Below are 23,746 nucleotides of genomic sequence, written 5' to 3'. Positions count from 1 at the left end.
GGCTGTCCATGATGACCCCTCGCCTGGCGCATGGTGTGCCATCCTCGTTGCTTCCGAGCCACGAACACGTCCGCCGGCCGACCCGCCGGGTGATGCTGCTCGGAATGGGGGCGCTCATACTCACCGGATGCAGTAATTCCCCGGCGCCACGGCCTTTCCCTCCGCCTGTGCGCATCCGTGCCCTGGAGCACGGGGTGTGCCTACCCACAGGCCCCACGGACCGTGCGGGCGTAAGCACCTACAACACCATGGTCGGATCCCCGGTGCAATGGTTCCTCCTGTTCTGCGACTGGGCTGTGGAGCGCCCGCCGCTGCAGGCCCTTGATGCGGCTCTGGCTCAGGGGGCGGTGCCCGCTCTGACCTGGGAGCCGTGGCACGCGCCCTCCTCGGAGGAGTTGCCCTCGGATGTGGTAGAGCAATCACAGTTCAGCCTGCGCGCCATCGCCGCAGGAGACCACGACGACCACATCCGCACCTGGGCCCAGGAACTGCGGCGATGGGGGCGCGATGTCGTGCTGCGTTTCGCCCATGAGATGAACGGTGACTGGTACCCCTGGGGCGCCGGCGTGCAGGGAAACACCGCGGAGCACTACGTGCAGGCCTGGCACCACGTCCGCGGCATCTTCGACACCGCCGACGCCGACAATGTGCGCTGGTGCTGGGCCCCCAACGTCCCCGACGGGCTCACAACCGAAGCGTCCGGGACACTCACCGACTATTTCCCAGGCCCTGAGACCGTGGATCTGCTCGGCCTCGACGGTTACAACTGGGGCCAGGCCGGCCCCACCGGCTGGATCCAAGCACCGGAGCTGTTCCAGGAAGGAATCCAGCAACTGCGGTCCCTCGACACCAACCTGCCGATCATCATCACCGAAACAGCATCGGCAGAAGGCCCCGACGACGGTGAAGCCAAAGCCACCTGGATCACCGAGGCCTTCACGTACTTCGAACAACAAGGCGACGTGCAAGCCATCATCTGGTTCCATCTGGACAAGGAACTCGACTGGCGCATCAACTCCTCACCACAATCCCAAGCCGCCTACCGCAACGCCGTGGCACGGCTGTAGCCCACGACACTGACTGCGGTAGGTGAAAACCGACCCCGTGGTGGCCGGCCATGATGTCCTTAGATCGCCAGTTGAGGGAGTCCCCGAATACGCCGGTACAAAGTGGCCCGCGACATCCCGAGGTCCTTGGCCACCTGGGTGGCCGGCTCCCCACCGTCGATCAGCCGCAGCGCGTTGCGGATCTGGGAGTCGGTGAAGGTCTGGCGCCGCCCGCCCAGGTCCTTGCCGGCAGCCCTGCGCTTGGCCACCGAGTCGGTGATCCGTTCCCGCTTGATCTCCAGCTCCATCTGCGCCAGGGCGGCCATGACCGTGAACACCATCGAGCCCATCGGGGTCGCGGTGTCCACATCTCCCCCACCAAGGTTGAGCACCCGCAGACCGGCACCTCTCCCCCGCAGCACCTCGGCGAAGGTCAGCATGTTCTGCGTCGACCGCCCCAGGCGATCCAGCGTGGTGATCACCAGCGTGTCACCCTCCTCAAGCGCAGCCACGGCACGGTCGAACTGCGGACGGGACGCGCGTCCTCCAGACACTCCATGGTCGATGTAGATGTCATCGCGCCGCACGCCGGCGGCCAAGAGGTCAGACACTTGACGGTCCGCATCCTGCTGCCGCGTCGACACCCGGGCGTAGCCGATCAACTTCCCCATGTCCACCTCATCTGTCTCGCAACTGACGTTGAGTATCCGATTCTAGGGGTACGAATAAAGCACAAGGATGCGAGACACCCAGATCGGCGGAAACATGCGGACGCAAACTTTCCGGACGAGACGTCTCTCATCCCATGAGTTGGGAGGGGCGGTGGGCTGATGAGCAGCAATTGGTCCAAGGCACATACTTGTGAGAGTGGAAAGTATTTGCTTTGATCGTGACATCATGTCTTTTCTGCAGGAGGACCCCGTGGGCCATCACCTCACCCCCGACCAAGCCCGGCAGCGGCTGGACGCTATCCGGAGCCGTCCCCTGGTCACCTCCCGAGACCGTGCGGTGCATGCCGGGGCGACGGCGGTGTTCGGGGTGATCACGGTCCTCTACATGGCCGCCCAGAACATGCGCTCCGACCGGGTGAGCTATACCGTGGCCACCGCGGTGTTCGTGGTTGCCTGGGTGGTAGCGGTGTGCTGGATCGAGCGGGTGGCGCGGACCGTGCCGCGCCGGGCCAAGGCGTGGTCGCGGGGCGGGATCGCAGCCTCTTTCGTGCTGACGCTGACCGTGGTGCTGCCGTGGCTGAACCTCTCCGCCCAGAATTCCCCCAATACCTGGCCCATGGTCGCCGCCGGGGCGACCGTGGCCGCCGTTCCCGCTCTGGTGGCTGCGGTCGTGATCCGCTGGGGGGCCAGATGAGCACCAGGGCAGGACGCCACGCCCGGCACCGGCTGGACGAGCTCATTCACGCCCCGGTGCGCCTGAGCATCGTCGCGGCCCTGGCCCAGGTCGACGAGGCCGAGTTCGCCCGGGTGCGCGACACCGTGGAGGTCTCCGACTCGGTGCTCTCCAAACAGGCGGCCCAGCTCGAGGCCGCCGGCTACGTGAAGATCCGCAAGGGCTACGTCGGCAAACGCCCCCGCACCTGGCTCTCGCTCACTCCCACCGGGCGCACCGCCTACACCGGTCACCTCGAGGCTCTGCGCGCCATCGCTGAGGGCGTGTAGAGGTTCAGACGTTCCCTTTTCCGGAACAGGACAGCCAGGAGCAGCCACCTCATTTGCCCGGCTGGAGGGGCTGATCCCTTTTCCCGGACGAGTCATCGCGCACCCCTTACCGTGCGCACTTCCACACCCTGGGTCTTTTCGGCGATCGATTGACATGAATCGAAGCGGTGCTCCAGGCTGGGGAGTTCCCGGGCGGAGAGGATTCGCCCTGACCGATCGAGGAAGGAGTCAGCATGGTGGACATCGGAGGCTTTGCGGACAAGGCTAAGAATTTCGCCGGCGAGAACCCGGACAAGGTGGAGCAGGGCATCCAGCGCGGCGGCGACATGGTCGATGACCACACCGGCAACAAGTTCCAGGACCAGGTGGACCAGGCTCAGGAACACGCCGGCGGCCTGCTCGGCGGGCAGAACCCTGAGGACCAGCAAGGCTGATCCAGACGGGGTATCACGGGCCTCGGCCCCCCCTGGGGGGACCGAGGCCCGCGCCGTGCCCGCCCCCTTGAGCTCGAAGAACCGGCGCCCCGACCCGGGCACGGGAGGCGGATCCCCCGACATCGGGCAGACCCGCTGCTGCGCACTCCGAGCCGGCTACTACCGCTCTCCCCGTCAAGACCCGCCCCCTGCACCCGGTGCCACCCCCCTGTCCACCCGCAGGAGACGGGCATACAGAACCCGTGGGTGCCGACAGTAGTGGCCGCTCAGACCGATATGCCGCCACCGGCGCATCGCAAGTTCTCGAAAGCGTCTCTAAGTAGGTGTTGGGAAAGCGTTATGCGCTTCCGTGTGACTGCCGGGACGCAGGAGCGGATCGTGGTCGCATGGTGTCTTCCCCGCGCCCGTATCCCTCCGACCTGACCGATGAGCAGTGGGCTCTGATTGAACCGATGGTGCCGGTCAAACCCGGCGGTCGCCCCGCCAAGCATCCGCGCCGGCGGATCGTCGAGGCGATCCTGTACGTAGACCAGACGGGGTGTTCGTGGCGGTCCCTGCCCCACGACTTCCCGCCGTGGGACACCGTCTACTGGTACTTCAAACGGTGGAACGCCGAAGGCACCACCGACCGGATCCACGACGCGCTGCGTGCTGCGGTCCGCGATGCCGCCGGACGGGACCCGATGGCCAGTGCCGGGATCGTGGATTCACAGTCGGTGAAGGGCGCCGACACCGTCGGGGCGGACTCCCGTGGCTATGACGTGGGCAAGAAGATCAACGGCCGCAAACGGCACATCGTCACCGACACCCTCGGGCTGTTGATCGTCGTTGCGGTCACCACCGCCGGACTGCAAGACCGCGACGGTGGGCGCCTGGTGTTGGACCGGGCGAAGATGAAGATGCCCTCGATCGTGCTGGTCTGGGCCGATGGCGGCTACGCCGGCAAGCTGGTCGCCTTCGCCCAGTACTACCTGCACGTCCTCGTCGAGATCGTCCGCAGGCCGACAGGTCAGCGCACCTTCGAGGTGCTGCCCCGGCGCTGGGTCATCGAGCGCACCCTGTCCTGGATGATGCGCACCCGCCGCCTGGCCCGCGACTACGAACGCCTGCCCGAACACTCTGAGGCCTTCATCAAATGGTCGATGATCGGGCTGATGACTCGTCGCCTCGCTCCCGCACCAGGACGCCGACCATGGCAACCAAACACTGGCAGATGACTCCTTTCCCAACACTTACTAAAGGTGGATGGGAGCGGCTCCGGGGGAGCTCAACACCGGTAGTCTGAGCGCATGCTTAAAGGATTCAGAGAATTCATCATGAAGGGCAACGTCCTGGACCTCGCCGTCGCCGTGATCATCGGCGCCGCCTTCGCCCAGGTCGTCAACGCCCTGGTCGAGTCCGTGCTCATGCCCGCCATCTCCGCACTGGTGGGCTCACCCAACTTCGACTCGTTCGCGATGGTCACTCTCAACGGCAACGACATCAAGTTCGGGGTGCTGCTCACGGCGCTGGTGAACTTCCTGCTCGTGGCCGCCGCCGTGTACTTCGCGATCATCATGCCCATGAACAAGCTGATCGAGGCCCGCAACCGGCGCCTGGGCATCACCCCGGCCGAGGAGGAGGTCGACCCGCAGGTGCAGCTGCTCACCGAGATCCGCGACTCCCTCAAACAGCGCTCCTGAGTTCAAACCCATCCTTGACGGGGGCCTGTCCCTACCCCGGGGCAGGCCCCCCGTTCCTGTCCTCCGGACGAGGTGACACCCGTCAAGCCAGACCCGGACAGCAGTCGTCACTACCTCGCCCTGGTGAGCACCTCGACCCCATGAGCGCCTCGACCCTATGAGCGACTCGGCCCCGAGGGAGCGAAACCTCAGGCGCAAGGGATCCGATCTGGGAGTGCTAAGCCACAACCAACCACAGCGGCGCTCCACCGCACCGGAATGGTGTGGGGCGGGAACACCGGGCAGCTGGCGCGGCGCAACATCCTGTGACGCTGGCCGCGAGGGGCGCATTGGCTCACGATCGCACCACCCATGGGGATCCCGCGACATGACCTATGGCCGGCATCGCTCCCGCGCGAGTCGAGCAGCCGACACACCGTGGACGAGACGTCAAGCATCCCCTCAGTTGAAAGATGCCGCAGGTCACATTGATCAGCGTGCTTCCCTCGGTGTCCGTGTGGTGTCTACCGTGGACCATCACCATCGGGTTTCGTCTTCGTCCGCAGTGGGGTTCATCCCTGGCCGCTTTCGCGACGTGATTCATCACCAGCAACCAGGAAGCCGGCATGGACACCTCCGCCTCCGGGACTCTCGCCGTCGAGCTGTACCCGCACTCCCCCACCCACTGGGTCGCCACCTACTACCCCATGGTGACCACTCCTGCAGGCCGCTGGGCCGATGTCACCTGGGTGCTGCACCAGTGCCTGATGCCCCTCGCCCGTTATCCCTTGACCTCGGCACGGTGGTTGGAGGTCGGCAGCTCCGATCCGGCGCACTCGGGATACGACCGCCACCCGCTCTGGAGTGCGGCCCTGGCCGCCGGCTATGCCACCGCGCGAGTCGTGCACGCCACCGAAACCGCGAACACCACCGGTGCGACTCTTTCGCCCGAGGAGGCCCGGCAGCTGCGTGCGGCCACGACCGTGGTGCCGGCCGGACAGCTGACGGAATGGCTGCTCGACGATCTCCAGCACCTGGACTGCTGAAACCACCCCGATCACCTATCGACCGGCCACCAACCCCGAGGTGGAACGAGATCCACCTGAAGCTGTGGCTGACCCCGTGGCCGGAGCGCAACCTCCACACCGGACCCTGCCCACCCCCAGCCACCGCCGTGACCTGATCAGCCCGCGGCACCCCGCTCGGCGTCGGCAGCAGTGACGGACTCGACCGTGACCGACTCGACCGGCCGGGGCGGCAGGTGCCGGTAGAGCGTGGTGCGGGTGATCCCGGTCTTCGCCACGATCTGCGCCATGGTGTGCCCGGTCTCGCGCAGGTGCACCGCGTAGGCCAGTTTGTCCGCATCCACCACGGAGGGCCGCCCGATCCGCCGCCCCTTGGCCGTGGCCACCGCCCTCGCGTGGGCGGCCCGCTCCAGGGTGTAGGTGCGTTCCATCTGACCGAACAAAGCCAGCAGCACCACCGCCAACTGCGCCATCGGATCATTGGGGTTGGTGGAGTCCACCTTGATCGGATCCGCCAGGTTGCGCACCCCCACCCCCCGCTCGGCCAGATCATGGATCAGGTTCAGAGTGTCGCGCACGGTGCGCCCCAGCCGGTCCAAGGTATGCACCACGATCACATCGCCCTCCCGGGCATAAGCCAGCGCCGCGGTCAGCCCGGGGCGGTCAGTCGTGGCCCCGGACTTCTTGTCCACATAGATCCGCTCCGCCGCGATCCCCACCTGTCGGAGGGCATCGATCTGCCGATCGAGGTCTTGTTTGGCCGTCGAGACCCGCGCATAACCCAAATCCATGACGACAGCGTACCGAAGGTCGGATCCGTACGGCTGAAACGGAACTGTACTTTTGACCCAACTTGTGGAACAGGGATCGCCGATGCCAACCTCGATCTGACGCTCTTGCGACCAGCCGTCCCACTACCAAGGAAGTGGGACGGTCGCCCGCGGCCGGTCAACCCGTTGATTACCTCGAGCTCGGCCGGTCCGACGACTCCGATCGAGAGGCAAGACCTCGATGCCGCCGTATAGCTCTGTCACAACACCACCACTTGTCGCCGCGGCTCACACCCGAATGGACGGTTTGGGCCGGTCGGCGAGTTTGTAGCAAAATCCTTCGTCTCAGTAGCACAGGTCGACCGCACTATCCACGTGATAACTGGCCCGAGAGTGCGGTCGGCTCCTGAAAGCGACACTTGGCGGCGTCGAGCGGCACCACTGACCGAGAATCGCTCATAAGAGACTGATGAATCGGCAGGTGTCGACGCGTCATCCGCGTCCTGCCCCGGACCCGGCTCGGTCGCCCCTTCCGGGGCGACCGAGCGGGGCGTAGCGTGGCACGTAGTCACCAGCGCCCTCCCACCATTGGGTCGGGCGCGCCCGTCAATCCAGTCCTCGGGGAGACCACTATGGCACTGCTCCTGATCCGGCACCGCGTGGCCGACTACGACGCCTGGCGAAAGGTCTACGACTCCGTCTCGGACGTACCGGCATTCAGCAACATCACCGGCGAGTCAGTGCACCGCATGGTCGATGATCCGGACAACGTGCTCGTGCTCCACTACTTCGATTCGGTCGACGAGGCCCGCGCCTTCACGGCACTGCCGGAATTGCAGGAGGCGATGCAACGCGCAGGTGTCCAGGGTGAGCCGCGCTTCAAGTACTACGAATAGGACTCCCGAGGCGAGCTCAACTGTGGTACAGGTTCAGCAGTCGCCAGCCCTGGGATGCCGGCCACGCTGCTCGGTGAAGCCGGGAGTCTCCGGTGGCCGGTGGCCGTGTACGGCGAGGGACCGCACAGCCTTCAGGGAGGGTGTTTTCAGTTGAAGGGGCACACTGAGACCGCTGCGTGGCGGTGCGGTGAGTTCCTCGGCCACCCCAACCGGAATCACGAACCCGCGGGGCACCGTCCGGAGTAGCTCAGTGACGATGTGACGGCTCGGGTGCCGCCCAACTTTGTCAGTGAGTGATGGTCCGAGAATCTATGCGCAGAATGCCACCCGACCGGACAGGGTGCGCCGCCATTCATATTCGGCAGAAGGCCGCCACTTCATCCGGACCCTTGGCGGAACAGGCACCGGCATCGCTCCGGCGATCAGCTGTCCCGACCGACAAGTTCCTCGAGTTGGACGTCCTGAGAGCCCCCTCACCCCCTGGATGCTTACCGCCCGGGCGTGGGCGCCGCGGCTCGTGGTCGAATGGTCGGACGGCCCCGATCGGTGCCGTGGAGCCATCCTCGTCCCACGGAGTCATGATGACCACTGCACCCTTGGATCACGCCACTGACGTCCTCGTGATCGGCGGCGGCAATGCCGGGATCTCCCTGGCCGCACGACTGCGCCGCAAGGGCATCACGGACATCGTGATCGCGGAGCCGAAGTCCACGCACCACTACCGGCCGATGCTCTCCTACGTGGGCGCCGGACTGAAGAGCGTGCCGCAGATGTCCCGGGCCCAGCACCGCGTGATGCCCCGCGGCGTGCGCTGGGTCCAGGACCGTGTCCAGGCACTGGATCCGGCGGCACGGATGGCCACACTGTCCTCCGGCGAGCACATCGGCTACCGGCACGTCGTGATCTGCGCGGGGTCCACCCCGGACTGGGACCGTGTCCCCGGCAGTGCCGAGGCGATGGCCGGCCCGCACGCCTCGACCAACTACACCGTGGAGCTGGCCCCCAGGACCTGGGAGCTGATCCGCGGGCTGCGCCGCGGCCGGGCACTGTTCACGATCCCGGACGGCCCGGCGCCCACGCCGCAGATCGGACAGAAGATCCTCTACCTGGCCTGCGACTACTGGCAGCGCCAGGGTGTCCTGCAGGACATCGAGGTGACCCTGCTGACGCCCACCGCCACCGTGTTCGGCCAGCCGGACGTGGACCGGGTGCTGCAGCCCTGGGTCCGGCGCTACGGCATCACGGTCCTGACGAGCGCCCACGTGCAGTCGATCGACGCCGCCTCCCGCCGGCTGCGGGCCACGATCGAGGGGACGCCGCGGGACCTGCCCTACGACCTGCTGCACCACAGCCCAGTCCACCGGGCCCCGGCCTGGATCGCCGACGCGGGACTGGGCGTCGCGCCGGGCGCGGGCACCGCTTGGGCGGGCTACGCGGACGTGGATGCACAGACCCTGCGCCACCGCCGTGTGCCCACCGTGTGGGCCTGCGGGGACGCTGCCGCACTGGAGACCGCCTCGTCCGGCGGGGCACTGCGCCACCAGACGAAGATCCTCACCGAGAACCTCCTGGCCACCCGTGACGGCCGGGAGCCCACGGCCTCCTACGACGGGTACACCGTGACCCCCGTGACGGTGCAGCGGGGCCGGGCCGTGCTGGCCGAGTTCGACCGGGACAACGAACTGGCGCCCAGCATCCCCGGCGTGCCGCTGCTGGCCCCGAACCGCGCCTCCTGGTTCTTCGACCTCGAGGTCCTCCCCCGGGACTACTGGAACGTGATCCTCCGGGGCTTCTAGCTAGCGGACCATGTGTGCACACATCCGTGGCGCCTCGTTCCCCGCTCCGATGGCACGTGATGGCCCGCGTCCCCAGTCGTCGCGGCACGAGCCGGGAGAAATGAGGGTCGGCAGTCGGGAGACCCCGAGGAGCACAATTCATGCATCCGCACAGGATGGTGCACCGCGATATTACCGTCTGGTACTTTTCGGGTGGCACCGGCCCCCACGCCGGTGCAGCGACCCCCATGATCCGTTCCCCGGCGGTCGGGGGCCGCCTTCTGCGCCTCGGCGCGGCGGAGCGCTCCTGCCCTCTCCCGGGCAGGAGCGCTCCGTGCCGAGGAACCGGGACGGCGGACAGCCGTCCCGGGCCGGTCGAGCGGCGAACCCCAAGAGCCCTGCGGTCACCGGCGGTAGGAGGCCCCGCGGTGGTCGTCGGCCAGCCTCGGCCCGGCGCCCGCCAGCGCCTCGCGCAGCGTCCTGCCGGCGGGCAGAGCCCCGGGCTCCGGCAGCAGGCCGCGGCGCCGCAGCTCCGGCGACACCATCGTGGTGAACCGCTCCAGGTCCGCCGGCCGCACGGCCGCCGAGATGTTGAAGCCGTCCACGCCGGCCTCCTCCCGCCAGCGCTCGAGCTCGTCCGCCACGGTGCCGGGGGCCCCGGCGATGACGGGCCCGCGGCCGCCGATGGCCACGAACTCGGCCAGGTCCCGCACCGTCCAGGTCCGGTCCGGGGACAGCGAGGTGAACGCCGCGAGCGCGGACTGGTTGGCGTCGGTGGCCACGTACTCGAGCGGCGCGTCGGGGTCCGCCCCGGCCAGGTCGACGCCGGTCCAGCCGCCGAACAGGGACAGCGCTCCCTCGATGTCCACGTGCCGGCGGTATCCGTCGAGCCTGGCGTGGGCCTCGTCGTCGGTCTCGGCGACCACCACGGTGGCCATGGCGAAGGTCTTCACGGCGTCCTCGGCCCGTCCCTGCGCGGCCAGTTCGGCCCGGACGCCGTCGGTCCACCGGCGCACGAGCTGCGGGGTGTTGCCGATGAAGAAGATGGCCTCGGCGTGGTCCACGGCGAACTGCTGTCCGCGCTTCGAGGCGCCGGCCTGGAACAGGAACGGGGTGCCCTGGGGTCCGGGGTGGGCCAGCGCCTGGCCGGGCACGGAGAACCAGGTGCCCTCGTGGCCGATGGCGTGCACGAGCTCCGGGTCCACGAAGACCCCGGCGCCGGCGTCGGCCTTCACCGCCCCGGGCTCGAAGGAGCCCTCGAGGAGCTTGTACATGACCTCCATGTACTCGTCGGCGCGGTCGTAGCGCTCGTCGTGCGGGATCTGCCGGTCCATGCCCAGGTTCCGGGCGGCGGAGTCCTGGTAGGAGGTCACCACGTTCCACGCCACCCGGCCGCGGGTGAAGTGGTCGAGGGTCGCGAAGGTGCGGGCCAGCAGGTAGGGGGCCTCGTAGGTGACAGAGGCGGTCACCCCGAAGCCGAGCTGCTCGGTGGCCGCGGCCATCGCCGGCACCGCGACGAGCGGGTCGAGCACCGGGTACTGCACTCCCCCGCGGGCCGTGGCCTCGGCCCCGCCCCCGTACACGTCGTAGACGCCGGGGACGTCCGCCAGGAACAGCGCGGTGAAGCCGCCCTCCTCGAGGGTGCGGGCCAGCGACGTCCAGTACTCGAGCGTGTCGAAGCCGGCGACCCCGGCCTCCGGGTGGCGCCACAGTCCCGGTGACTGGTGCACGGGCACCATCATGTCGAAGGCGTTCAGCAGCAGGGGGCGGCTCATACGGTGGTCCTCTCGGGGGTGGTCCGGGTGGCGCTCGCGGCGGCGGGGGTCGCGAGGGCCGGGGCGGCCGCGGTCCGGCCGGCGTGCAGATCGGTGAGTTCGGTGCCGCGCTGGTCCCGGGCGGGATCCTTCGCGGCCAGGGCGGCGACGACGGAGAGCACGGCCAGCACGGAGAGGTAGCCGGCGATCAGCCACGGGGTGTCCCCGCCGGCGGCGAAGAGCAGGGCGGCGATCATCGGCATCAGCCCGCCGCCCAGGACGGTGCCGACCTGGTAGCCGAAGCTCACGCCCGAGTACCGCACGTGCACGGGGAACTGTTCGGCGAACCAGGCCGCCTGCGGTCCGTAGATCGCGTCGTGGACGAGGTTGATGCCGAGGATGACCACGAGCGGCAGCAGGGCGAGCGGGCCGGCCTCGAGGAAGGCGAACAGCACCCAGCCGAAGACGCCGATCGCCGCGTAGGCGGTCACCGAGACGACCTTGCGGCCCACCCGGTCGGAGAGCCAGGCCCAGAACGGGGTGGAGAACAGGCCGATGGCCGAGGCGATCATCACCGCGGTCACGCCCGCGGCGCTGTCCCCGCGCACGTCCCGCAGGTAGGTCAGCATGTAGACCGTCACCAGGTAGTAGACGGCGTTCTGGGCCAGGCGCAGGCCGATCGTCACCAGCACCGGGCGGCGGTGGTGGACCAGCAGCTCCCGCAGGGGGGCCTTGGCCACGTTCCCCGAAGCCCGGTGCTCCAGGAACTCCGGGGCGTCGGCCACGCCGAGGCGGATCCACAGGCCCACCGCCACGAGCAGGGCCGAGAGCAGGAAGGGGATGCGCCAGCCGTAGGCGGCGAACTGCTCCTCGCTCATGACGTTCTGCACGATGAAGAACGCGCCGGTGGCCAGCAGCATGCCGGCGGAGGAGCCGATCTGGGTGAAGGACCCGAAGAACCCGCGGTGCCGGGCCGGTGAGTGCTCCACGCTCAGCAGCGCGGAGCCGCCCCACTCGGCACCCGCGGACAGGCCCTGGAGGATGCGCAGGACCACGAGCCCGACGACGGCCCACCAGCCGATCACCTCGTAGGTGGGCAGCAGGCCGATCAGGGTGGAGGCCACGCCCATGAGCAGCAGGGAGGCCACCAGCAGGGCCTTGCGGCCGATCCGGTCCCCCAGGTGCCCGGCGATGATCCCGCCCAGGGGCCGGGCGATCACCCCGACCGCGAGCGTGGCGAAGGACGCCACGATACCGCCGAGCTCGGTGGCCATGGGGAAGAACTGGACGTTGAAGACGAGTGCGGCGGCGGTGCCGTAGAGGTAGAAGTCGTACCACTCGATGGTGGTCCCGGCGAAGGCCGAGGCCAGGACGCGCTTCTTGCCGTGGACGATGCTGCTGCGGCCCGGGGCGGCCGTGGTCGTGGTGCTCATGCGTCAGGCTCCTGGGGTTCGGTCGGCGTCGGTCGTGGCATCGGTCGTGGCATCGGTCGCGGCGTCGGTCGTGGCGTCGGTCGTGGCGCCGGTCCTCGCGTCGCCGATGGCGTTCAGGCCCTCCGGCAGGGTGCCGTTGATGAGGTAGTCGCCGAGGGCTCGGGCGCGGAAGGCGATCGGGTTGTGGGTGGCCACGGTCTGGGCGTTGCGCCAGTGCCGGTCCAGGCCCTTGGCCGTGGACGTGGCGGAGGCGCCCACGGTGAGGAACAGGTCCTGGGCCGCGCCGAGCGCCAGCTCCGGCACGGTGACCTGGGCGTGCTCCACGGCGATCTCGGACTCGTGCAGCGCCGCCGGGAGGGCCCCGGTGAAGTCCGGCCGGTCGGCGCCGGCCGCTGCGGCGGCGGCGATCCCGGCGTCCAGGGCGCGGGCGGCGTGCAGGACGGTGGCCTCGGCGGCGAAGGCCTTGGCGGAGATCCGCCCGGTGGCCTCCTGGATCAGCGGGTCGTCGCGGAACGGCAGGCCGAGCCCGGTGTTGAAGGTCCGCCGGCGTCCGGCGATGGTCTCCACCGCGTCCCGCCGGGCCGCCCGGGCGATGCCGGCCAGCACGGCCAGCAGCACGAGCTGGAAGAAGGCGGCCTCGTGGACGGCCTCCGCGCTGCCGGCGGTGCGGTCCAGCACGGCGTCCTCCGGGACGCGCACCCGCTCGAAGACCGCGGTGCCGGTGCCGGTGAGCTTCTGCCCGAAGCCGTCCCAGTCGTCCTCGAGCGTCACGCCCTCGGCGTCCGTGGCGACGACGGCGAAGCGCCGCCCGTCGCGGCCGTCCAGGGCGGCCGAGACGCGGGTGTAGTCGCAGAAGACGGAGCCGGTGGCGTAGAACTTCCGGCCGGTGAGCTCCCAGCCCTCGGGGGTCCGGCTGAGCACGGTGTTCAGGGTGCCCAGCGCGTTGCCGCCCTTCTCCGTGGAGGCGTTGCCCACGGTGGCCCCGGCCAGCACCCGCGGGTACCAGACCTCCTGGAGCTCCCGGGGCAGGAAGCGCAGGGACTCCACGAAGCCGTGGTGGGAGCGGTAGAGGTGGGCGATGTTGGAGTCGGCCTCGGCCAGGTCGACCAGCAGTTGGGTGAAGTCCTCGAGGCTGACCCCGGGGCCGCCGTGGGCCGCCGGGACGCGCAGGGCGCCGAACCCGGCCCGGTCCAGCCGGTCGACCTCCGCGTAGGGCAGCGCGCGCCGGAGGTCCCGGTCCAGGGCGCCGGCGGCGATCTCCGCGAACAGGGGCCGGAAGTGCTCCCGCAGCCCGGCGTAGTCCCCGGGCAGGCCGGCGGGGAGGTCCGTGCCGGCGCGGGGATGGGCGGTGGTCTCCTCGACCGTGCTCGGGGTCATGCGGTGGTCCTCTCGGTCGCACCGAGGATTGCCGGTCGGCCGGTCGCGCCGGGGGCGGGCCCGGTGGCGGCAGCGCCGGAGGCTGACGTCACGGACCGACTGCAGATCCGGGATCTCCATCGGTTCTGGCATTAGCACCCTGACCCCGGAGGAGGGCGGGTTGCTGCGGCGTCGTCGAGCCAGATCTCTCAACCGCTCTGAATGGGGCGCTTGCCATGGCATCAGACCGCCCGGTCCGGGACCAACCGGATGACGGGCGCACGTCATGGAATGTCACGACGGCGTCACAGAAAGTCACGTGCTCCGTAGCGGTGTAGTGGTGTGCCGCAGGAGACCGGGTCAGTAGACCGGCTGGTCCGGGTCGACCTGCGCCACCCAGGCGAGCACCCCACCCTCGAGGTGGCGGACCCGCTCCTCCCGCCCGGCGTAGAAGGACCGCAGCGCGGCGAGCGCGGTCGCGGAGCGGGCCCCGGCCTTGCAGTGCAGCACGAGGTCCGTGCCACGGGCCTCCGGGGGCAGGGCGTCCGCGCCGCGGTCGAGGATCTCCTGCAGCGGGACGGGCACGGCGCCGTCGATGGCCACGAGCTCCCGCTCCCAGTCCTCGCGCACGTCCACCAGGGCGAAGGACGCCTCCCCGCGCTCCCGGCGCTCGAGCAGCCGGGCCAGCTCGGCCGACCCGACGGTCTCGGAGGCGTCCGCGCCGGGCAGCGCGCAGACCGCGGCGGGCTGGGCCACCGCGGTGACCGGGGCGGCGTCGGGATCCGGGGTGAGCCGCATCTCGCGCCAGGTCATCGCGAGCGCGTCGTGCAGCAGCACCCGTCCGAGCAGGGGCTCCCCGGTGCCGGTGACGAGCTTGACGGCCTCGGTGACCATGACCGCGCCGACGGTGGCGGGGAGCATGCCGAAGACCCCGCCCTCGGCGCAGCTGGGCACCTCGCCGTCCGGCGGGGCCTCGGGGTAGAGGTCCCGGTAGGTGGGCCCGTGCCCGGCCCAGAACACGCTGACCTGCCCCTCGAAGCGCAGGATGGAGCCCCACACGCAAGGCGTGCCGGTCAGGGCGGCGGCGTCGCTGACCACGTAGCGGGTCGCGAAGTTGTCGGCGCCGTCCAGGACCAGGTCGTACCGGCCGATGATGTCCACGGCGTTGTCCGCGTCCAGCCGGACGGGGTGGGTGCGGACCTCCACCAGCGGGTTGAGCGCGGTGACGGCCTCGGCGGCGGAGACGGCCTTGGGACGGCCGACGTCGGCGGTCGTGTGCACCACCTGGCGCTGCAGGTTGGAGAGCGCCACCACGTCGTCGTCGACGATTCCGAGGGTCCCGATCCCCGCCGCGGCGAGGTACTGCAGGGCCGGGGACCCGAGCCCCCCGGCGCCGACGACGAGCACGCGGGCGTTCCGCAGCCGCCGCTGGCCGAGGGTCCCGATCCCGGGCAGGGTCAGGTGCCGGGCGTAGCGCTCGAGCTCCTCGCGGGTCAGTTCGGGGCCGGGCTCCACGAGCGGGGGCAGCGGGCTCACGGCCGCTCCCCCACGGGCGCCCAGTCCCCGCGCGGCACGTCCGCCGGGCCGGCTGAGGGGCCGGCGGACGGCCCGGCACCGGCGGCGTCCGTGTCGATCCGCCCGGCCATCGGCGAGGACGCGTGGGCGTGGCGGCGGGCCGGGATGCGCCCGGCACCGGCGGCGAGCCGGCCGGCGAGCACGGCGTGGCGCATGGCGGTGGCCATCGCCACCGGGTCCTGGGCGCGGGTGACGGCGCTGGCCAGCAGCACGGCGTCGCAGCCCAGCTCCATGGCCAGGGCGGCCTCGGAGGCGGTGCCGATCCCGGCGTCGAGCACCACGGGCACGGACGCCCGGGAGGCGATGAGCTCGATGTTGTGCGGGTTGAGGATGCCCAGCCCGGTGCCGATGGGGGCGCCCAGGGGCATCACCGCGGCCGCGCCCAGATCCTCGAGGCGGCGTGCGACGGCCGGGTCGTCGGAGGTGTAGGCGAAGACCTTGAAGCCGCGGGCCACGAGCTGCTCGGTGGCGTCGAGGAGCTCCACGACGTCGGGCAGCAGCGTGTCCTCGTCCGCGATGACCTCGAGCTTGACCCAGTCGGTCTCGAGGGCCTCCCGGCCGAGCTCGGCGGTCAGCAGCGCGTCCCGGGCGGTGTAGCACCCGGCGGTGTTGGGCAGGATCCGGATGTCGTTGCGCTCGAGCAGCGCGAAGAGGGAGTCGCCCTGGCCGGGGGCGTAGCGGCGCAGGGCCACGGTGGTCAGCTCGGTGCCGGAGGCCAGCAGCGCCTGTTCCAGGGTGTGCAGCGAGCTCAGGCCGCCGGTGCCCATGATCAGCCGGGAGCTCAGCTCGATGCCGTCGAGCACGAGGGGGTCGGGGTGCGGGGCGGTCACGTCAGCCTCCCTGGACGGCGGTGATGATCTCGATGGACTGGCCCTCCGCCACGGGGGTCCGCCGCCAGCGGCTGCGGGGCACGACCGCGGCGTCCACGGCCACGGCCACGCCGAGGCGCCCGCCGTCCAGCGGGGCGCCGTCGGGGCCCAGGGGGCGGCCGACGGTCTCGGCGACGAGGTCGACGACGGTCGCCTCCGCCGCCACTTGGCGCGGGCGGCCGTTGAGGGTGATGGCGGTCATCGGGTGCTCCTGCTCCGGGGCCCGGGCCCGGCGGCGGCCGGCGCGGGATCCCCTGGACGGGCCTCGACGGGGCGGTCGAAGCGGTGCGGGTCGGTGGTGGCGAGGTGCTCGGCGTCGGCGGCCGGATCGGCTCCGGTCCCGCCGGCCACCAGCTGCGCGGCGAGCCGGGCGGCCAGCGGGGCGAGCAGGACGCCGTGGCGGAAGTAGCCGGTGGAGACCACGAGCCCCGGCACCGGCGAGCCGTCCGGGTCGCGGACCCGGCCGAGGTAGGGGATGTCGTCCGGGGTGCCGGGCCGGGCGCGGGCCAGCACCTCGACCAGCTCGAGGTCGGCGATGCCGGGCACGAGCGCCTGGGCGTCGCGCAGCAGCCGGAACACGCCGCCGGCGCTGGGACCGGTCAGGTCGTCCTCGCGGGAGGTCGCCCCGATCACCACGGTCCCGTCGGCGCGGGGCACCAGGTAGACGGGCACCCCGTGCACCAGACCGCGGACGGTGCGCCCGAGCAGCTCCGGCGCCCCGGCGGGGACCCGGGCGCGCAGGATGTCCCCGTGCACCGGCCGCAGCGGCGGGTGCCAGTCCTCCGGCAGCCCGTCGAGCTCGCCGAGCCCGGCGCCGGGAGCGAGGACCGTCCAGGTCGCGGAGACCATCCCGCCGCCGGCCAGGCGGACGCCGGTCGCCGCTCCCTCGGCGTTGCGGCGCAGCCCCGTGGCGAGGTCGTGGACGAGGCGGGCCGGTCCGCCGTCGCGCGCGGCCGGGAGCCCGGCGGGCTCCGGGAGGTCGGGGAGCTCCGGGGCGACGAGGGCCGCGAGCAGCCCGGCCACGAGGCGGCGCGGGTCCACCTGGTGGTCGTCGGGGATCCGGAACGCGGCGGACAGCCGCGGGCTCAGGGCCGGCTCGAGGGTGCGGGCGGCGCGCAGGGTCAGCGCCTCCACCGTCATGCCGTGGCGGCCCTGCAGCGCGCGGAGGTCCGTCAGGGCCTGCCGGTCGGCGGCGTCCACGCCGCACACGAGGGTCTCGGTGGCCCGGTGGCCCACCGTCCCGCCGGCGGCCTGCTCGAGGGCGGCCACGAACGCCGGGTACTCGGCGGCCGAGGCGGTCATGAGGGGGTACAGGGGCTCCTGCTGGTACTGGACCTCGCTCACCGGGGCGAGCATCCCGGCCGCGGCGCGGCTGGCGCCGGAGCCCGGCTCGGGGTCCACCACGACCACCGAGCGGCCGCGGCGGCGCAGCTCCCAGGCGGTGGCCAGGCCGATCACCCCGGCGCCGACGACGGCGACGTCGGCGCGGACGTGCTCGGGCCGGTCGACCAGCGGGTGGGGCGCGGTCGTGGGGGCGGGGTGCGCGGCAGTCACAGGGAACGTCCTTTCCTCCGGCGGCATGACCCGCATCAGGTGTGGCGGTCGGCGCTGGACGCCCTCTCAGCCCCCGGTGGGGCTCCCGCAGAACCGCTGACCTATCATCAGCGTGTGACCCAGCCTACCCGTGACGCCTCCGCCCCCGCCGAGTCCTCCCTGCGAGAGACCCGGACGGCCAGACTCCTCGCCGCCCGGCTGTACGTGTGCACGGACGCCCGCCGGGACCGGGGCGACCTCGAGGACTTCCTGCACGCCGTCTGTGCCGGCGGCGCTGACGTCGTCCAGTTGCGGGACAAGAGCATCGACGCGGACGAGGAGATCGCCGCGCTGGAGCTGCTGGGCCGGGTGGCCGCCGAGTACGACACCCTGTTCGCGGTCAACGACCGCGCCGACATCGCCGCGCTCGTGGGCGCCGACGTCTTCCACGTGGGCCAGCACGACCTCAGCCCCGCCCAGGCCCGGCGGCTCCTGGGCCCCGACGTGCTGATCGGGCGCTCCACCCACGACCTCGGACAGGCCACGGCGGCGCTGGAGGATTCGGACGTCGACTACTTCTGCACCGGCCCCGTCTGGGCCACGCCCACCAAGCCGGGGCGCCCGGCCACCGGGCTGGAGTTCGTCCGCGCGGTCGCCGAGCTGACGGAGGCCCGGCTGGACGCGGACCCGGAGGTCCTGCCCGTGCCGTGGTTCGCCATCGGCGGCATCGACGAGACGCGGCTCCCGCAGGTGCTGGAGGCCGGGGCGCGCGGCGTCGTCGTCGTCCGCGCCGTCACCGAGGCCCCCGATCCCCGCACCGCCGCCGGGCAGCTGCGCGGTCTGCTCCCCGCCTGAGCCCGGGGCGGCCCCCCGCCCGCCTCACCGTCGGCTCCCCGCCGCCGTCCAGCACGTTCTGAGAGCATGGACGCAGGACGACGACGGAGAGGTGGCCCATGGACCCCGAGCTCGACCCCCAGGTGCGGCACGCGGTGGAGCGCCCCGCGGAGACCGCCCGCGGCCCGGAGGACGCGCAGCTGCGCGTCCGGCTGGCCGGTGAGCCCGCCCGCCGCGCCCTCGGCACGCACTGGGAGCAGGGCCTCCCGGAGGACGCCGCCCCGAGCGACGACCGGCTCGCCGCCGCCGTGCTGCTCGCCACCCTCTTCGGCGACACCTTCTGGCTGGAGCGCGCCGCCCGGCTGCCCAGCGACGTGCCGGGGTGCCCGTCCGCGCCGCCGAGCGGGCTGCTGGAGCTGACCCGGGTGCCGGGCGCCCGGGCGGCCCTGGCTGCCGTGCTCGAGCGCCCGCTGCTGACCGGGCTCCTGGAGTGGGGCACCAACCCCCTGCCGGAGCAGCCCCCGCTGGCCGTGGCCCGGGCCGCCCGGGACCTGGGCATCCCCGACGACGGGCGCGTCTACAAGGTGGTGCGCCGCCGCGCCGAGCGCTTCCTGGCGCGGGAGCACGACGGGTCCGAGCCGCTCGAGCAGTTCGTGACCCTGCTGAACGAGGCGGAGCGGGGCCACCGCGAGGACGGCCCCGTGCTCTCGGGCGAGACCCTGCCGCCGGCGGCTCCCCCGGCGCCGGGTCCGACCGCGGGATCCTCCTCCGCGGCCGGCCCGGCCGCGGACGGTGACATCCGCCCGGGAACACCCCCGCCCGGCGCCCCTCCGGCGGGCTCACCGGGGAACCCCCAGTGGGGGGTGAGCCCCGCGAGCCCGGCCCCGCCGCCGCCCGGGCAGTTCCCGGGCCAGCACCCCGAACCCGGGGCACCCGGCCCGGGCGGTACTGGTGCCGGCACCCAAGGCGCCTCCGGGCCGGTGTTCGGGCCCGGCCCCGGCGGGTGGCCGCCGCGCCCGGCAGAGCCCGAGGAGGACGACTCCGACAACCTCAAGGCGTGGGGATTCGTCTTCCTGGGCATCCTGGCGGTGATCGCCGCCCTGATCTTCATCCTCTGAGCCCACAGCACCACCATTTACTTGCACCGGAAAGCTTCTGAGGCTATTTTTGGGGACATATCAACCAATGCGCCGCCCCTGCCGACGGAGAACCCCGCGATGCCGATCTTTCCCCAGAACCCCGCTCCCCAGAGCCTGACGAAGCGCCCCGCCGAGGACCTGCTGTCCGCGGACACCCGGATGGGCGCGGTGGAGCTGCTGGTCTCCGACCTGGACACGATGGTCGCCTACTACTCGGACGCCGTCACCCTCGACGTGCTCGCCCACGCCGGGGACACCGCGGTCCTGGGCCGGGACGGCCGGACGGTCGTGCGGCTGCGCCAGGTCAAGGAGCTCCCGCCGGCCCGCCGCGGGCAGGCCGGCCTGTTCCACACCGCGGTGGTCTTCGACGACGAGCCGGCCCTGGCCGCGGCGCTCGCGTCCGTGGCGACCGTGGCGCCCCGCTCCTTCACCGGCAGCGCCGACCACCTCTACAGCCAGGCCTTCTACTTCGACGACCCCGAGGGCAACGGGGTGGAGCTCTACACGGACCGCCCCCGCGACACGTGGCGGCGGGAGCCCACCGGCCTGCTGACCCTGGCCTCCAACCCCCTGGACCCGAACGGGTTCCTCCAGGAGCACCTGGCCGAGCAGAGCGGGCGACCCCCGGCGCCGCCGGTCACCCTGGGACACGTGCACCTGCAGGTGGGCGACATCCCGCTGGGCCGGCAGTTCTACGTGGACGTCCTGGGCTTCGAGGTCATGAGCGACATCGGCTCCGCCCTGTTCATCGCCGCCGGCGGCTACCACCACCACATCGCGCTCAACACCTGGCAGAGCGCCGGGGCCGGCCCGCGGGCGGCCTCGCTGGGGCTGGGCCAGGTCAACATCGACCTGCCGGACGCCGACGACGTCGCGGCCCTGGCGTCCCGGCTCGCGGACCACAGGATCCCCACCCGGCACGACGGCGCCGTGCTGCGCTTCGAGGACCCCTGGAACACCCTGATCCAGGTGGGCGTCGCGGCGTAGTCCCGGCCCGGCGCGGCGTCCGCGCCCGCCCGCCGGCGGCGCCGTGCTCGACACCGGCGGGTGCTCACCGGCACCCCGGCCCGCCGGTAGGTTGGGCCTCGTGCCCGGGGCGCCCGGGCACCGAGGGCGTGCGGCGACACGGCGGCCGCCCGGTCCGAGAGCGAGGAGCAGGGCATGGGCGAGCAGGACGACACCACCGGCAAGGACTTCGACGAGGCCGTCAACATGACCGCCAAGCAGCTGTCGACGTGGCTGGACACCGACGAGTCCACCTCGGTGGGCCAGGACGACGGCGGGGAGTCGGTGGGCCACCGCTCCGGGCGGCGGATCGTGGAGATCCTGCAGAAGCCGAAGGGCGAGCGCACCGAGGCCGACCACGAGCACATGCGCAAGGTGGTCGGCTACGTCCACCGCCACCTGGCCCAGCGCCCCGACGGGGACGTGCGCGAGACCCGGTGGCGCTACTCCCTGATGAACTGGGGCCACGACCCCCTGAAGGACTGAGCCAGAGGGCCCGCCCGGCACCGCCGGGCGGGCCCGGCCATCCCGGCGGGCATCCCGGAAAATATTGCAGTTGTGCAAAACTTGCAGAAGTGCAAAAATATGGGCGTGAATGACGACTCCCCTCCCACCCTGCGCGCCCGCAAGAAGGCCGAGACCTGGTCCGCGATCCACGAGGCGGCCGCCGCCCTCGCGGTGCAGCACGGGGTGGAGGGCACCACGGTGGAGGCCGTAGCCGCGGCGGCCGGCGTCTCCCCGCGGACCTTCTTCAACTACTTCCCCGCCAAGGAGGACGCCGTCCTGGGCATGCGGGCCCCCTCGCTGGACCCTGAGCTGCTGGACGGCTTCTCCCTCGAGCACGACCTGCTGGGCCAGGTCTCGCGCCTGCTGCTGGCCGTCTCCCGCAGCGCCTACGCGGGACGGGACGCCGAGCGGCGCCGCAGGCTGCTGCAGGACCACCCGAGCCTGGGCCGCCGCCGGCACGAGCTGATGCTCGAGGCCGAGGCCCTGGTGCGCCACACCCTCGCGGAGCTGCTGGCCCGGGACCCCGCGTGGTCGGCCGGGATCGGTGAGCACCGCGTGGACGAGGTCGCCCGGATGCTGGTCCTGCTCGGCGGCGTCCCGCTGCGCTTCGCCATCACCGCCGAGGGCTACTCCCCGGCGCACGGCCTGCCGACCGAGGACCACGAGTCGGCGCTCACCCTCCTCCACCGTCTCCAGGAGAAGCTCGCATGACCCGCGCCCCCGCCCACCGCGCCGCACCGGGCTCCGGCTCCCGGCACCTCGCGCTGCTCTTCGTCGGCCTGATGCTCTCCATGCTGCTGGCCGCGCTGAACCAGACCGTCCTCAGCACGGCGCTGCCCACGATCGTGGGCGAGCTCAACGGGGTCGACGAGATGCTGTGGGTGATCACGGCCTACATCCTGGCCTCGACGATCATGATGCCCGTGTACGGCAAGCTCGGGGACCTGATGGGCCGCAAGCCCCTGCTCCTGGGCGCGATCCTGGTGTTCATGGCCGGCTCCGTGGTCGGCGCGCTCGCCGGCACCATCGAGGTCCTCATCGCGGCTCGCGCGATCCAGGGTCTCGGCGGCGGCGGGCTGATCATCCTCTCCCAGGCCGCGATCGCCGACGTGGTCCCGGCCCGGGAGCGCGGCAGGTACATGGGCGTCATGGGCGGGGTGTTCGCGGTGTCCTCGGTGGCCGGCCCGCTGCTCGGCGGCTTCTTCACCGAGGGGCCCGGCTGGCGCTGGGTCTTCTGGATCAACATCCCGCTCGGGCTGCTCGCGCTGGCCGGGGCCGTCCTGTTCCTCAAGCTGCCCCGGCACAGCGGCCGGCCGCGCCTGGACATCGGCGGCATGGTGCTGCTGGCCGTGGCCACGACCTGCCTGGTCCTGTTCGCCACCTGGGGCGGCGGCAAGTACGCCTGGACCGACCCCGTGCTCCTCGGCCTGATCGCCGGGACGCTCGTGACCGCCGCGGCGTTCGTGGCCGTGGAGCGGCGCACCGCCGAGCCCATCATCCCGATGCACCTGTTCCGCGAGCGCAACTTCGTCCTCACCACCCTCGCCGGGCTGCTCACCGGCGTGGCGATGTTCGGGGCCCTCGGCTACCTGCCCACCTACCTGCAGATGGTCTTCGGCGTCGACGCCACCCGGTCCGGGCTGCTGATGGTGCCGATGATGGGCACGATGCTCGTGACCTCGGTGCTCGCCGGTCAGGCCGTGAGCCGGACCGGGCGCTACAAGTGGCTGCCGGTGGCCGGCAGCGTGATCGTGGCCGCGGCCATGGGGCTGCTCGCCACCCTGACCTCCGAGCAGGGGGTGTGGCACGTCTGCCTCTACATCGCAGTCCTCGGCCTGGGTCTCGGCCTGTCCATGCAGGTGCTCGTGCTGATCGTGCAGAACACCTTCCCCCTGCGCCAGGTCGGCACGGCCACCGCGGCGAACAACTTCTTCCGCCAGATCGGCGCCACCCTCGGCTCGGGAGTGGTCGGCAGCGTCTTCGCGAGCCGGCTGGCCGAGCTGATGGCCGAGCGCGTCCCGGCGGCCGCGCTCGAGGGCGGCGCCGGGGGTGCCAACTCGCTCACCCCCGCCGTGGTCGCGTCCCTGCCGCAGGCGCTGCAGGACCCGATCGTGACCTCCTACAACGACGCCCTGACGCCCATCTACCTGTGGATCATGCCCCTGGGCCTGCTGGCGGCCGCCGTGCTGTGCTTCGTCGCCGAGAAGCCGCTGGCCACCACGATCGAGCAGGACGTCGAGCCGGAGGCGCTCGCCGAGGGCCGCCTTATGGTCACCGCCGACGAGCCCGCCGCCCCGCGCGCCGCCGACGGGGAGCGGGACGCCGACGACGACGACGCGCGGAACGCCCGCGGCGCGCTGGCCGGGGCGCGGAGCGCTCCGTAGGCTGAGGACCGCGCACGGGCGATGGTCACGGGGCGCACGCGCACCGGACCGGACGAGCGCCGGAATCGACGAGCAGA

At 71.7% G+C, this 23,746-nt stretch carries 24 protein-coding genes and 2 riboswitches; of the genes, 15 read left to right on the top strand and 9 right to left on the bottom strand.

Going from position 1 to position 23,746, the window contains the following annotated elements:
- Window positions 1-248: 248 nt before the first annotated feature.
- The gene (locus tag E7Z53_RS03775) at window positions 249-1,067 is read left to right on the top strand and encodes a glycoside hydrolase family 26 protein (protein WP_176337190.1); all 819 of its coding nucleotides are present in this window, start codon (window positions 249-251) and stop codon (window positions 1,065-1,067) included.
- A gap of 59 nt (window positions 1,068-1,126) precedes the next feature.
- Here the strand turns inward: E7Z53_RS03775 and E7Z53_RS03770 are convergent, their stop codons facing one another.
- Window positions 1,127-1,717 carry a recombinase family protein gene (locus tag E7Z53_RS03770; protein WP_176337189.1) on the bottom strand — a complete coding sequence of 197 codons (591 nt, stop codon included), beginning with the start codon at window positions 1,715-1,717 and terminating at the stop codon, window positions 1,127-1,129.
- Window positions 1,718-1,943: 226 nt separating this feature from the next.
- Between E7Z53_RS03770 and E7Z53_RS03765 the strand changes: the two genes are divergently transcribed.
- The 6 genes from E7Z53_RS03765 (at window position 1,944) to E7Z53_RS03740 (ending at window position 5,860) form a co-directional block, all read left to right on the top strand.
- Entirely contained in the window at window positions 1,944-2,411 is a 468-nt protein-coding gene (locus tag E7Z53_RS03765) for a hypothetical protein (RefSeq protein WP_017831926.1), read from the top strand.
- The gene (locus tag E7Z53_RS03760) at window positions 2,408-2,719 is read left to right on the top strand and encodes a winged helix-turn-helix domain-containing protein (protein ID WP_017831925.1); all 312 of its coding nucleotides are present in this window, start codon (window positions 2,408-2,410) and stop codon (window positions 2,717-2,719) included. The genes E7Z53_RS03765 and E7Z53_RS03760 overlap by 4 nt, the downstream gene beginning before the upstream one ends.
- Window positions 2,720-2,952: 233 nt before the next feature.
- Complete coding sequence (locus E7Z53_RS03755; protein ID WP_017831924.1) at window positions 2,953-3,153, top strand: antitoxin; 201 nt, start codon at window positions 2,953-2,955, stop codon at window positions 3,151-3,153.
- Between the two features lie 386 nt (window positions 3,154-3,539).
- A complete protein-coding gene (locus E7Z53_RS03750) occupies window positions 3,540-4,370 on the top strand; it encodes an IS5 family transposase (protein ID WP_176337188.1) in 831 nt (276 codons plus the stop codon).
- 72 nt (window positions 4,371-4,442) lie between these two features.
- A complete protein-coding gene (mscL, locus tag E7Z53_RS03745; RefSeq protein ID WP_031282206.1) occupies window positions 4,443-4,835 on the top strand; it encodes a large conductance mechanosensitive channel protein MscL in 393 nt (130 codons plus the stop codon).
- 605 nt (window positions 4,836-5,440) lie between these two features.
- The gene (locus E7Z53_RS03740; protein WP_176337187.1) at window positions 5,441-5,860 is read left to right on the top strand and encodes a hypothetical protein; all 420 of its coding nucleotides are present in this window, start codon (window positions 5,441-5,443) and stop codon (window positions 5,858-5,860) included.
- Between the two features lie 137 nt (window positions 5,861-5,997).
- On the opposite strand, the gene E7Z53_RS03735 is transcribed toward E7Z53_RS03740, so the two are convergent.
- Complete coding sequence (locus E7Z53_RS03735) at window positions 5,998-6,630, bottom strand: recombinase family protein (protein WP_176337186.1); 633 nt, start codon at window positions 6,628-6,630, stop codon at window positions 5,998-6,000.
- A gap of 611 nt (window positions 6,631-7,241) precedes the next feature.
- Here E7Z53_RS03735 and E7Z53_RS03730 point away from each other — a divergent pair.
- Both E7Z53_RS03730 and E7Z53_RS03725 read left to right on the top strand, forming a co-directional pair.
- Window positions 7,242-7,505, top strand: coding sequence for a hypothetical protein (locus tag E7Z53_RS03730; RefSeq protein ID WP_035929481.1), 264 nt, complete (start codon window positions 7,242-7,244; stop codon window positions 7,503-7,505).
- A gap of 581 nt (window positions 7,506-8,086) precedes the next feature.
- Entirely contained in the window at window positions 8,087-9,301 is a 1,215-nt protein-coding gene (locus E7Z53_RS03725) for an NAD(P)/FAD-dependent oxidoreductase (protein ID WP_035929567.1), read from the top strand.
- A gap of 383 nt (window positions 9,302-9,684) precedes the next feature.
- Here the strand turns inward: E7Z53_RS03725 and E7Z53_RS03720 are convergent, their stop codons facing one another.
- From E7Z53_RS03720 to E7Z53_RS03690, 7 genes are all read right to left on the bottom strand, one after another.
- Complete coding sequence (locus tag E7Z53_RS03720; protein WP_095650727.1) at window positions 9,685-11,055, bottom strand: LLM class flavin-dependent oxidoreductase; 1,371 nt, start codon at window positions 11,053-11,055, stop codon at window positions 9,685-9,687.
- Window positions 11,052-12,467, bottom strand: a complete 1,416-nt coding sequence (locus E7Z53_RS03715) for an MFS transporter (protein ID WP_176337185.1) — start codon at window positions 12,465-12,467, stop codon at window positions 11,052-11,054. Before E7Z53_RS03715 ends, E7Z53_RS03720 begins: the two co-directional genes overlap by 4 nt.
- A gap of 3 nt (window positions 12,468-12,470) precedes the next feature.
- A complete protein-coding gene (locus E7Z53_RS03710; RefSeq protein WP_176337184.1) occupies window positions 12,471-13,844 on the bottom strand; it encodes an acyl-CoA dehydrogenase family protein in 1,374 nt (457 codons plus the stop codon).
- 113 nt (window positions 13,845-13,957) lie between these two features.
- Window positions 13,958-14,052: riboswitch (SAM riboswitch) on the bottom strand.
- Between the two features lie 131 nt (window positions 14,053-14,183).
- Window positions 14,184-15,359, bottom strand: coding sequence for a molybdopterin-synthase adenylyltransferase MoeB (gene moeB / locus E7Z53_RS03705; protein WP_176337183.1), 1,176 nt, complete (start codon window positions 15,357-15,359; stop codon window positions 14,184-14,186).
- Complete coding sequence (locus tag E7Z53_RS03700) at window positions 15,356-16,228, bottom strand: thiazole synthase (protein ID WP_109222940.1); 873 nt, start codon at window positions 16,226-16,228, stop codon at window positions 15,356-15,358. The genes moeB and E7Z53_RS03700 overlap by 4 nt, the downstream gene beginning before the upstream one ends.
- A gap of 1 nt (window position 16,229) precedes the next feature.
- The gene (thiS, locus tag E7Z53_RS03695) at window positions 16,230-16,469 is read right to left on the bottom strand and encodes a sulfur carrier protein ThiS (protein WP_035929497.1); all 240 of its coding nucleotides are present in this window, start codon (window positions 16,467-16,469) and stop codon (window positions 16,230-16,232) included.
- On the bottom strand, window positions 16,466-17,821 hold the full coding sequence (locus tag E7Z53_RS03690; protein ID WP_176337182.1) for an FAD-dependent oxidoreductase: 1,356 nt from the start codon (window positions 17,819-17,821) through the stop codon (window positions 16,466-16,468). Before E7Z53_RS03690 ends, thiS begins: the two co-directional genes overlap by 4 nt.
- Window positions 17,817-17,920: riboswitch (TPP riboswitch) on the bottom strand. It overlaps the preceding gene by 5 nt.
- Before the next feature lie 15 nt (window positions 17,921-17,935).
- Between E7Z53_RS03690 and thiE the strand changes: the two genes are divergently transcribed.
- From thiE to E7Z53_RS03660, 6 genes are all read left to right on the top strand, one after another.
- Window positions 17,936-18,655 (top strand): thiamine phosphate synthase, encoded by a 720-nt coding sequence (gene thiE, locus E7Z53_RS03685; RefSeq protein WP_419720437.1) that lies wholly within the window; start codon window positions 17,936-17,938, stop codon window positions 18,653-18,655.
- Window positions 18,656-18,753: 98 nt separating this feature from the next.
- A complete protein-coding gene (locus E7Z53_RS03680; protein WP_176337181.1) occupies window positions 18,754-19,752 on the top strand; it encodes a hypothetical protein in 999 nt (332 codons plus the stop codon).
- Window positions 19,753-19,851: 99 nt separating this feature from the next.
- Window positions 19,852-20,760, top strand: a complete 909-nt coding sequence (locus E7Z53_RS03675) for a VOC family protein (RefSeq protein WP_176337180.1) — start codon at window positions 19,852-19,854, stop codon at window positions 20,758-20,760.
- A 174-nt stretch (window positions 20,761-20,934) separates the two neighbouring features.
- A complete protein-coding gene (locus E7Z53_RS03670; RefSeq protein ID WP_109244366.1) occupies window positions 20,935-21,264 on the top strand; it encodes a DUF3140 domain-containing protein in 330 nt (109 codons plus the stop codon).
- Between the two features lie 105 nt (window positions 21,265-21,369).
- Window positions 21,370-21,996, top strand: a complete 627-nt coding sequence (locus E7Z53_RS20150) for a TetR family transcriptional regulator (protein WP_369597947.1) — start codon at window positions 21,370-21,372, stop codon at window positions 21,994-21,996.
- Window positions 21,993-23,669 carry an MDR family MFS transporter gene (locus E7Z53_RS03660; protein ID WP_176337179.1) on the top strand — a complete coding sequence of 559 codons (1,677 nt, stop codon included), beginning with the start codon at window positions 21,993-21,995 and terminating at the stop codon, window positions 23,667-23,669. The genes E7Z53_RS20150 and E7Z53_RS03660 overlap by 4 nt, the downstream gene beginning before the upstream one ends.
- Window positions 23,670-23,746 lie beyond the last annotated feature (77 nt).

The sequence above is a fragment of the Kocuria salina genome (genome assembly GCF_013368965.1).
GTDB classification, from domain to species: Bacteria; Actinomycetota; Actinomycetes; order Actinomycetales; family Micrococcaceae; genus Kocuria; species Kocuria rosea.
This window is presented reverse-complemented; position numbering and strand designations above follow the sequence as displayed.

Bases quoted from the DNA above. Each gene is read 5' to 3' on its own strand.
- E7Z53_RS03775 (WP_176337190.1), top strand. From the start codon at position 249: ATGGTCGGATCCCCGGTGCAATGGTTCCTCCTGTTCTGCGACTGGGCT.
- E7Z53_RS03770 (WP_176337189.1), bottom strand. From the start codon at position 1,717: ATGGGGAAGTTGATCGGCTACGCCCGGGTGTCGACGCGGCAGCAGGAT.
- E7Z53_RS03765 (WP_017831926.1), top strand. From the start codon at position 1,944: ATGTCTTTTCTGCAGGAGGACCCCGTGGGCCATCACCTCACCCCCGAC.
- E7Z53_RS03760 (WP_017831925.1), top strand. From the start codon at position 2,408: ATGAGCACCAGGGCAGGACGCCACGCCCGGCACCGGCTGGACGAGCTC.
- E7Z53_RS03755 (WP_017831924.1), top strand. From the start codon at position 2,953: ATGGTGGACATCGGAGGCTTTGCGGACAAGGCTAAGAATTTCGCCGGC.
- E7Z53_RS03750 (WP_176337188.1), top strand. From the start codon at position 3,540: ATGGTGTCTTCCCCGCGCCCGTATCCCTCCGACCTGACCGATGAGCAG.
- mscL (WP_031282206.1), top strand. From the start codon at position 4,443: ATGCTTAAAGGATTCAGAGAATTCATCATGAAGGGCAACGTCCTGGAC.
- E7Z53_RS03740 (WP_176337187.1), top strand. From the start codon at position 5,441: ATGGACACCTCCGCCTCCGGGACTCTCGCCGTCGAGCTGTACCCGCAC.
- E7Z53_RS03735 (WP_176337186.1), bottom strand. From the start codon at position 6,630: ATGGATTTGGGTTATGCGCGGGTCTCGACGGCCAAACAAGACCTCGAT.
- E7Z53_RS03730 (WP_035929481.1), top strand. From the start codon at position 7,242: ATGGCACTGCTCCTGATCCGGCACCGCGTGGCCGACTACGACGCCTGG.
- E7Z53_RS03725 (WP_035929567.1), top strand. From the start codon at position 8,087: ATGACCACTGCACCCTTGGATCACGCCACTGACGTCCTCGTGATCGGC.
- E7Z53_RS03720 (WP_095650727.1), bottom strand. From the start codon at position 11,055: ATGAGCCGCCCCCTGCTGCTGAACGCCTTCGACATGATGGTGCCCGTG.
- E7Z53_RS03715 (WP_176337185.1), bottom strand. From the start codon at position 12,467: ATGAGCACCACGACCACGGCCGCCCCGGGCCGCAGCAGCATCGTCCAC.
- E7Z53_RS03710 (WP_176337184.1), bottom strand. From the start codon at position 13,844: ATGACCCCGAGCACGGTCGAGGAGACCACCGCCCATCCCCGCGCCGGC.
- thiS (WP_035929497.1), bottom strand. From the start codon at position 16,469: ATGACCGCCATCACCCTCAACGGCCGCCCGCGCCAAGTGGCGGCGGAG.
- E7Z53_RS03680 (WP_176337181.1), top strand. From the start codon at position 18,754: ATGGACCCCGAGCTCGACCCCCAGGTGCGGCACGCGGTGGAGCGCCCC.
- E7Z53_RS03675 (WP_176337180.1), top strand. From the start codon at position 19,852: ATGCCGATCTTTCCCCAGAACCCCGCTCCCCAGAGCCTGACGAAGCGC.
- E7Z53_RS03670 (WP_109244366.1), top strand. From the start codon at position 20,935: ATGGGCGAGCAGGACGACACCACCGGCAAGGACTTCGACGAGGCCGTC.
- E7Z53_RS03660 (WP_176337179.1), top strand. From the start codon at position 21,993: ATGACCCGCGCCCCCGCCCACCGCGCCGCACCGGGCTCCGGCTCCCGG.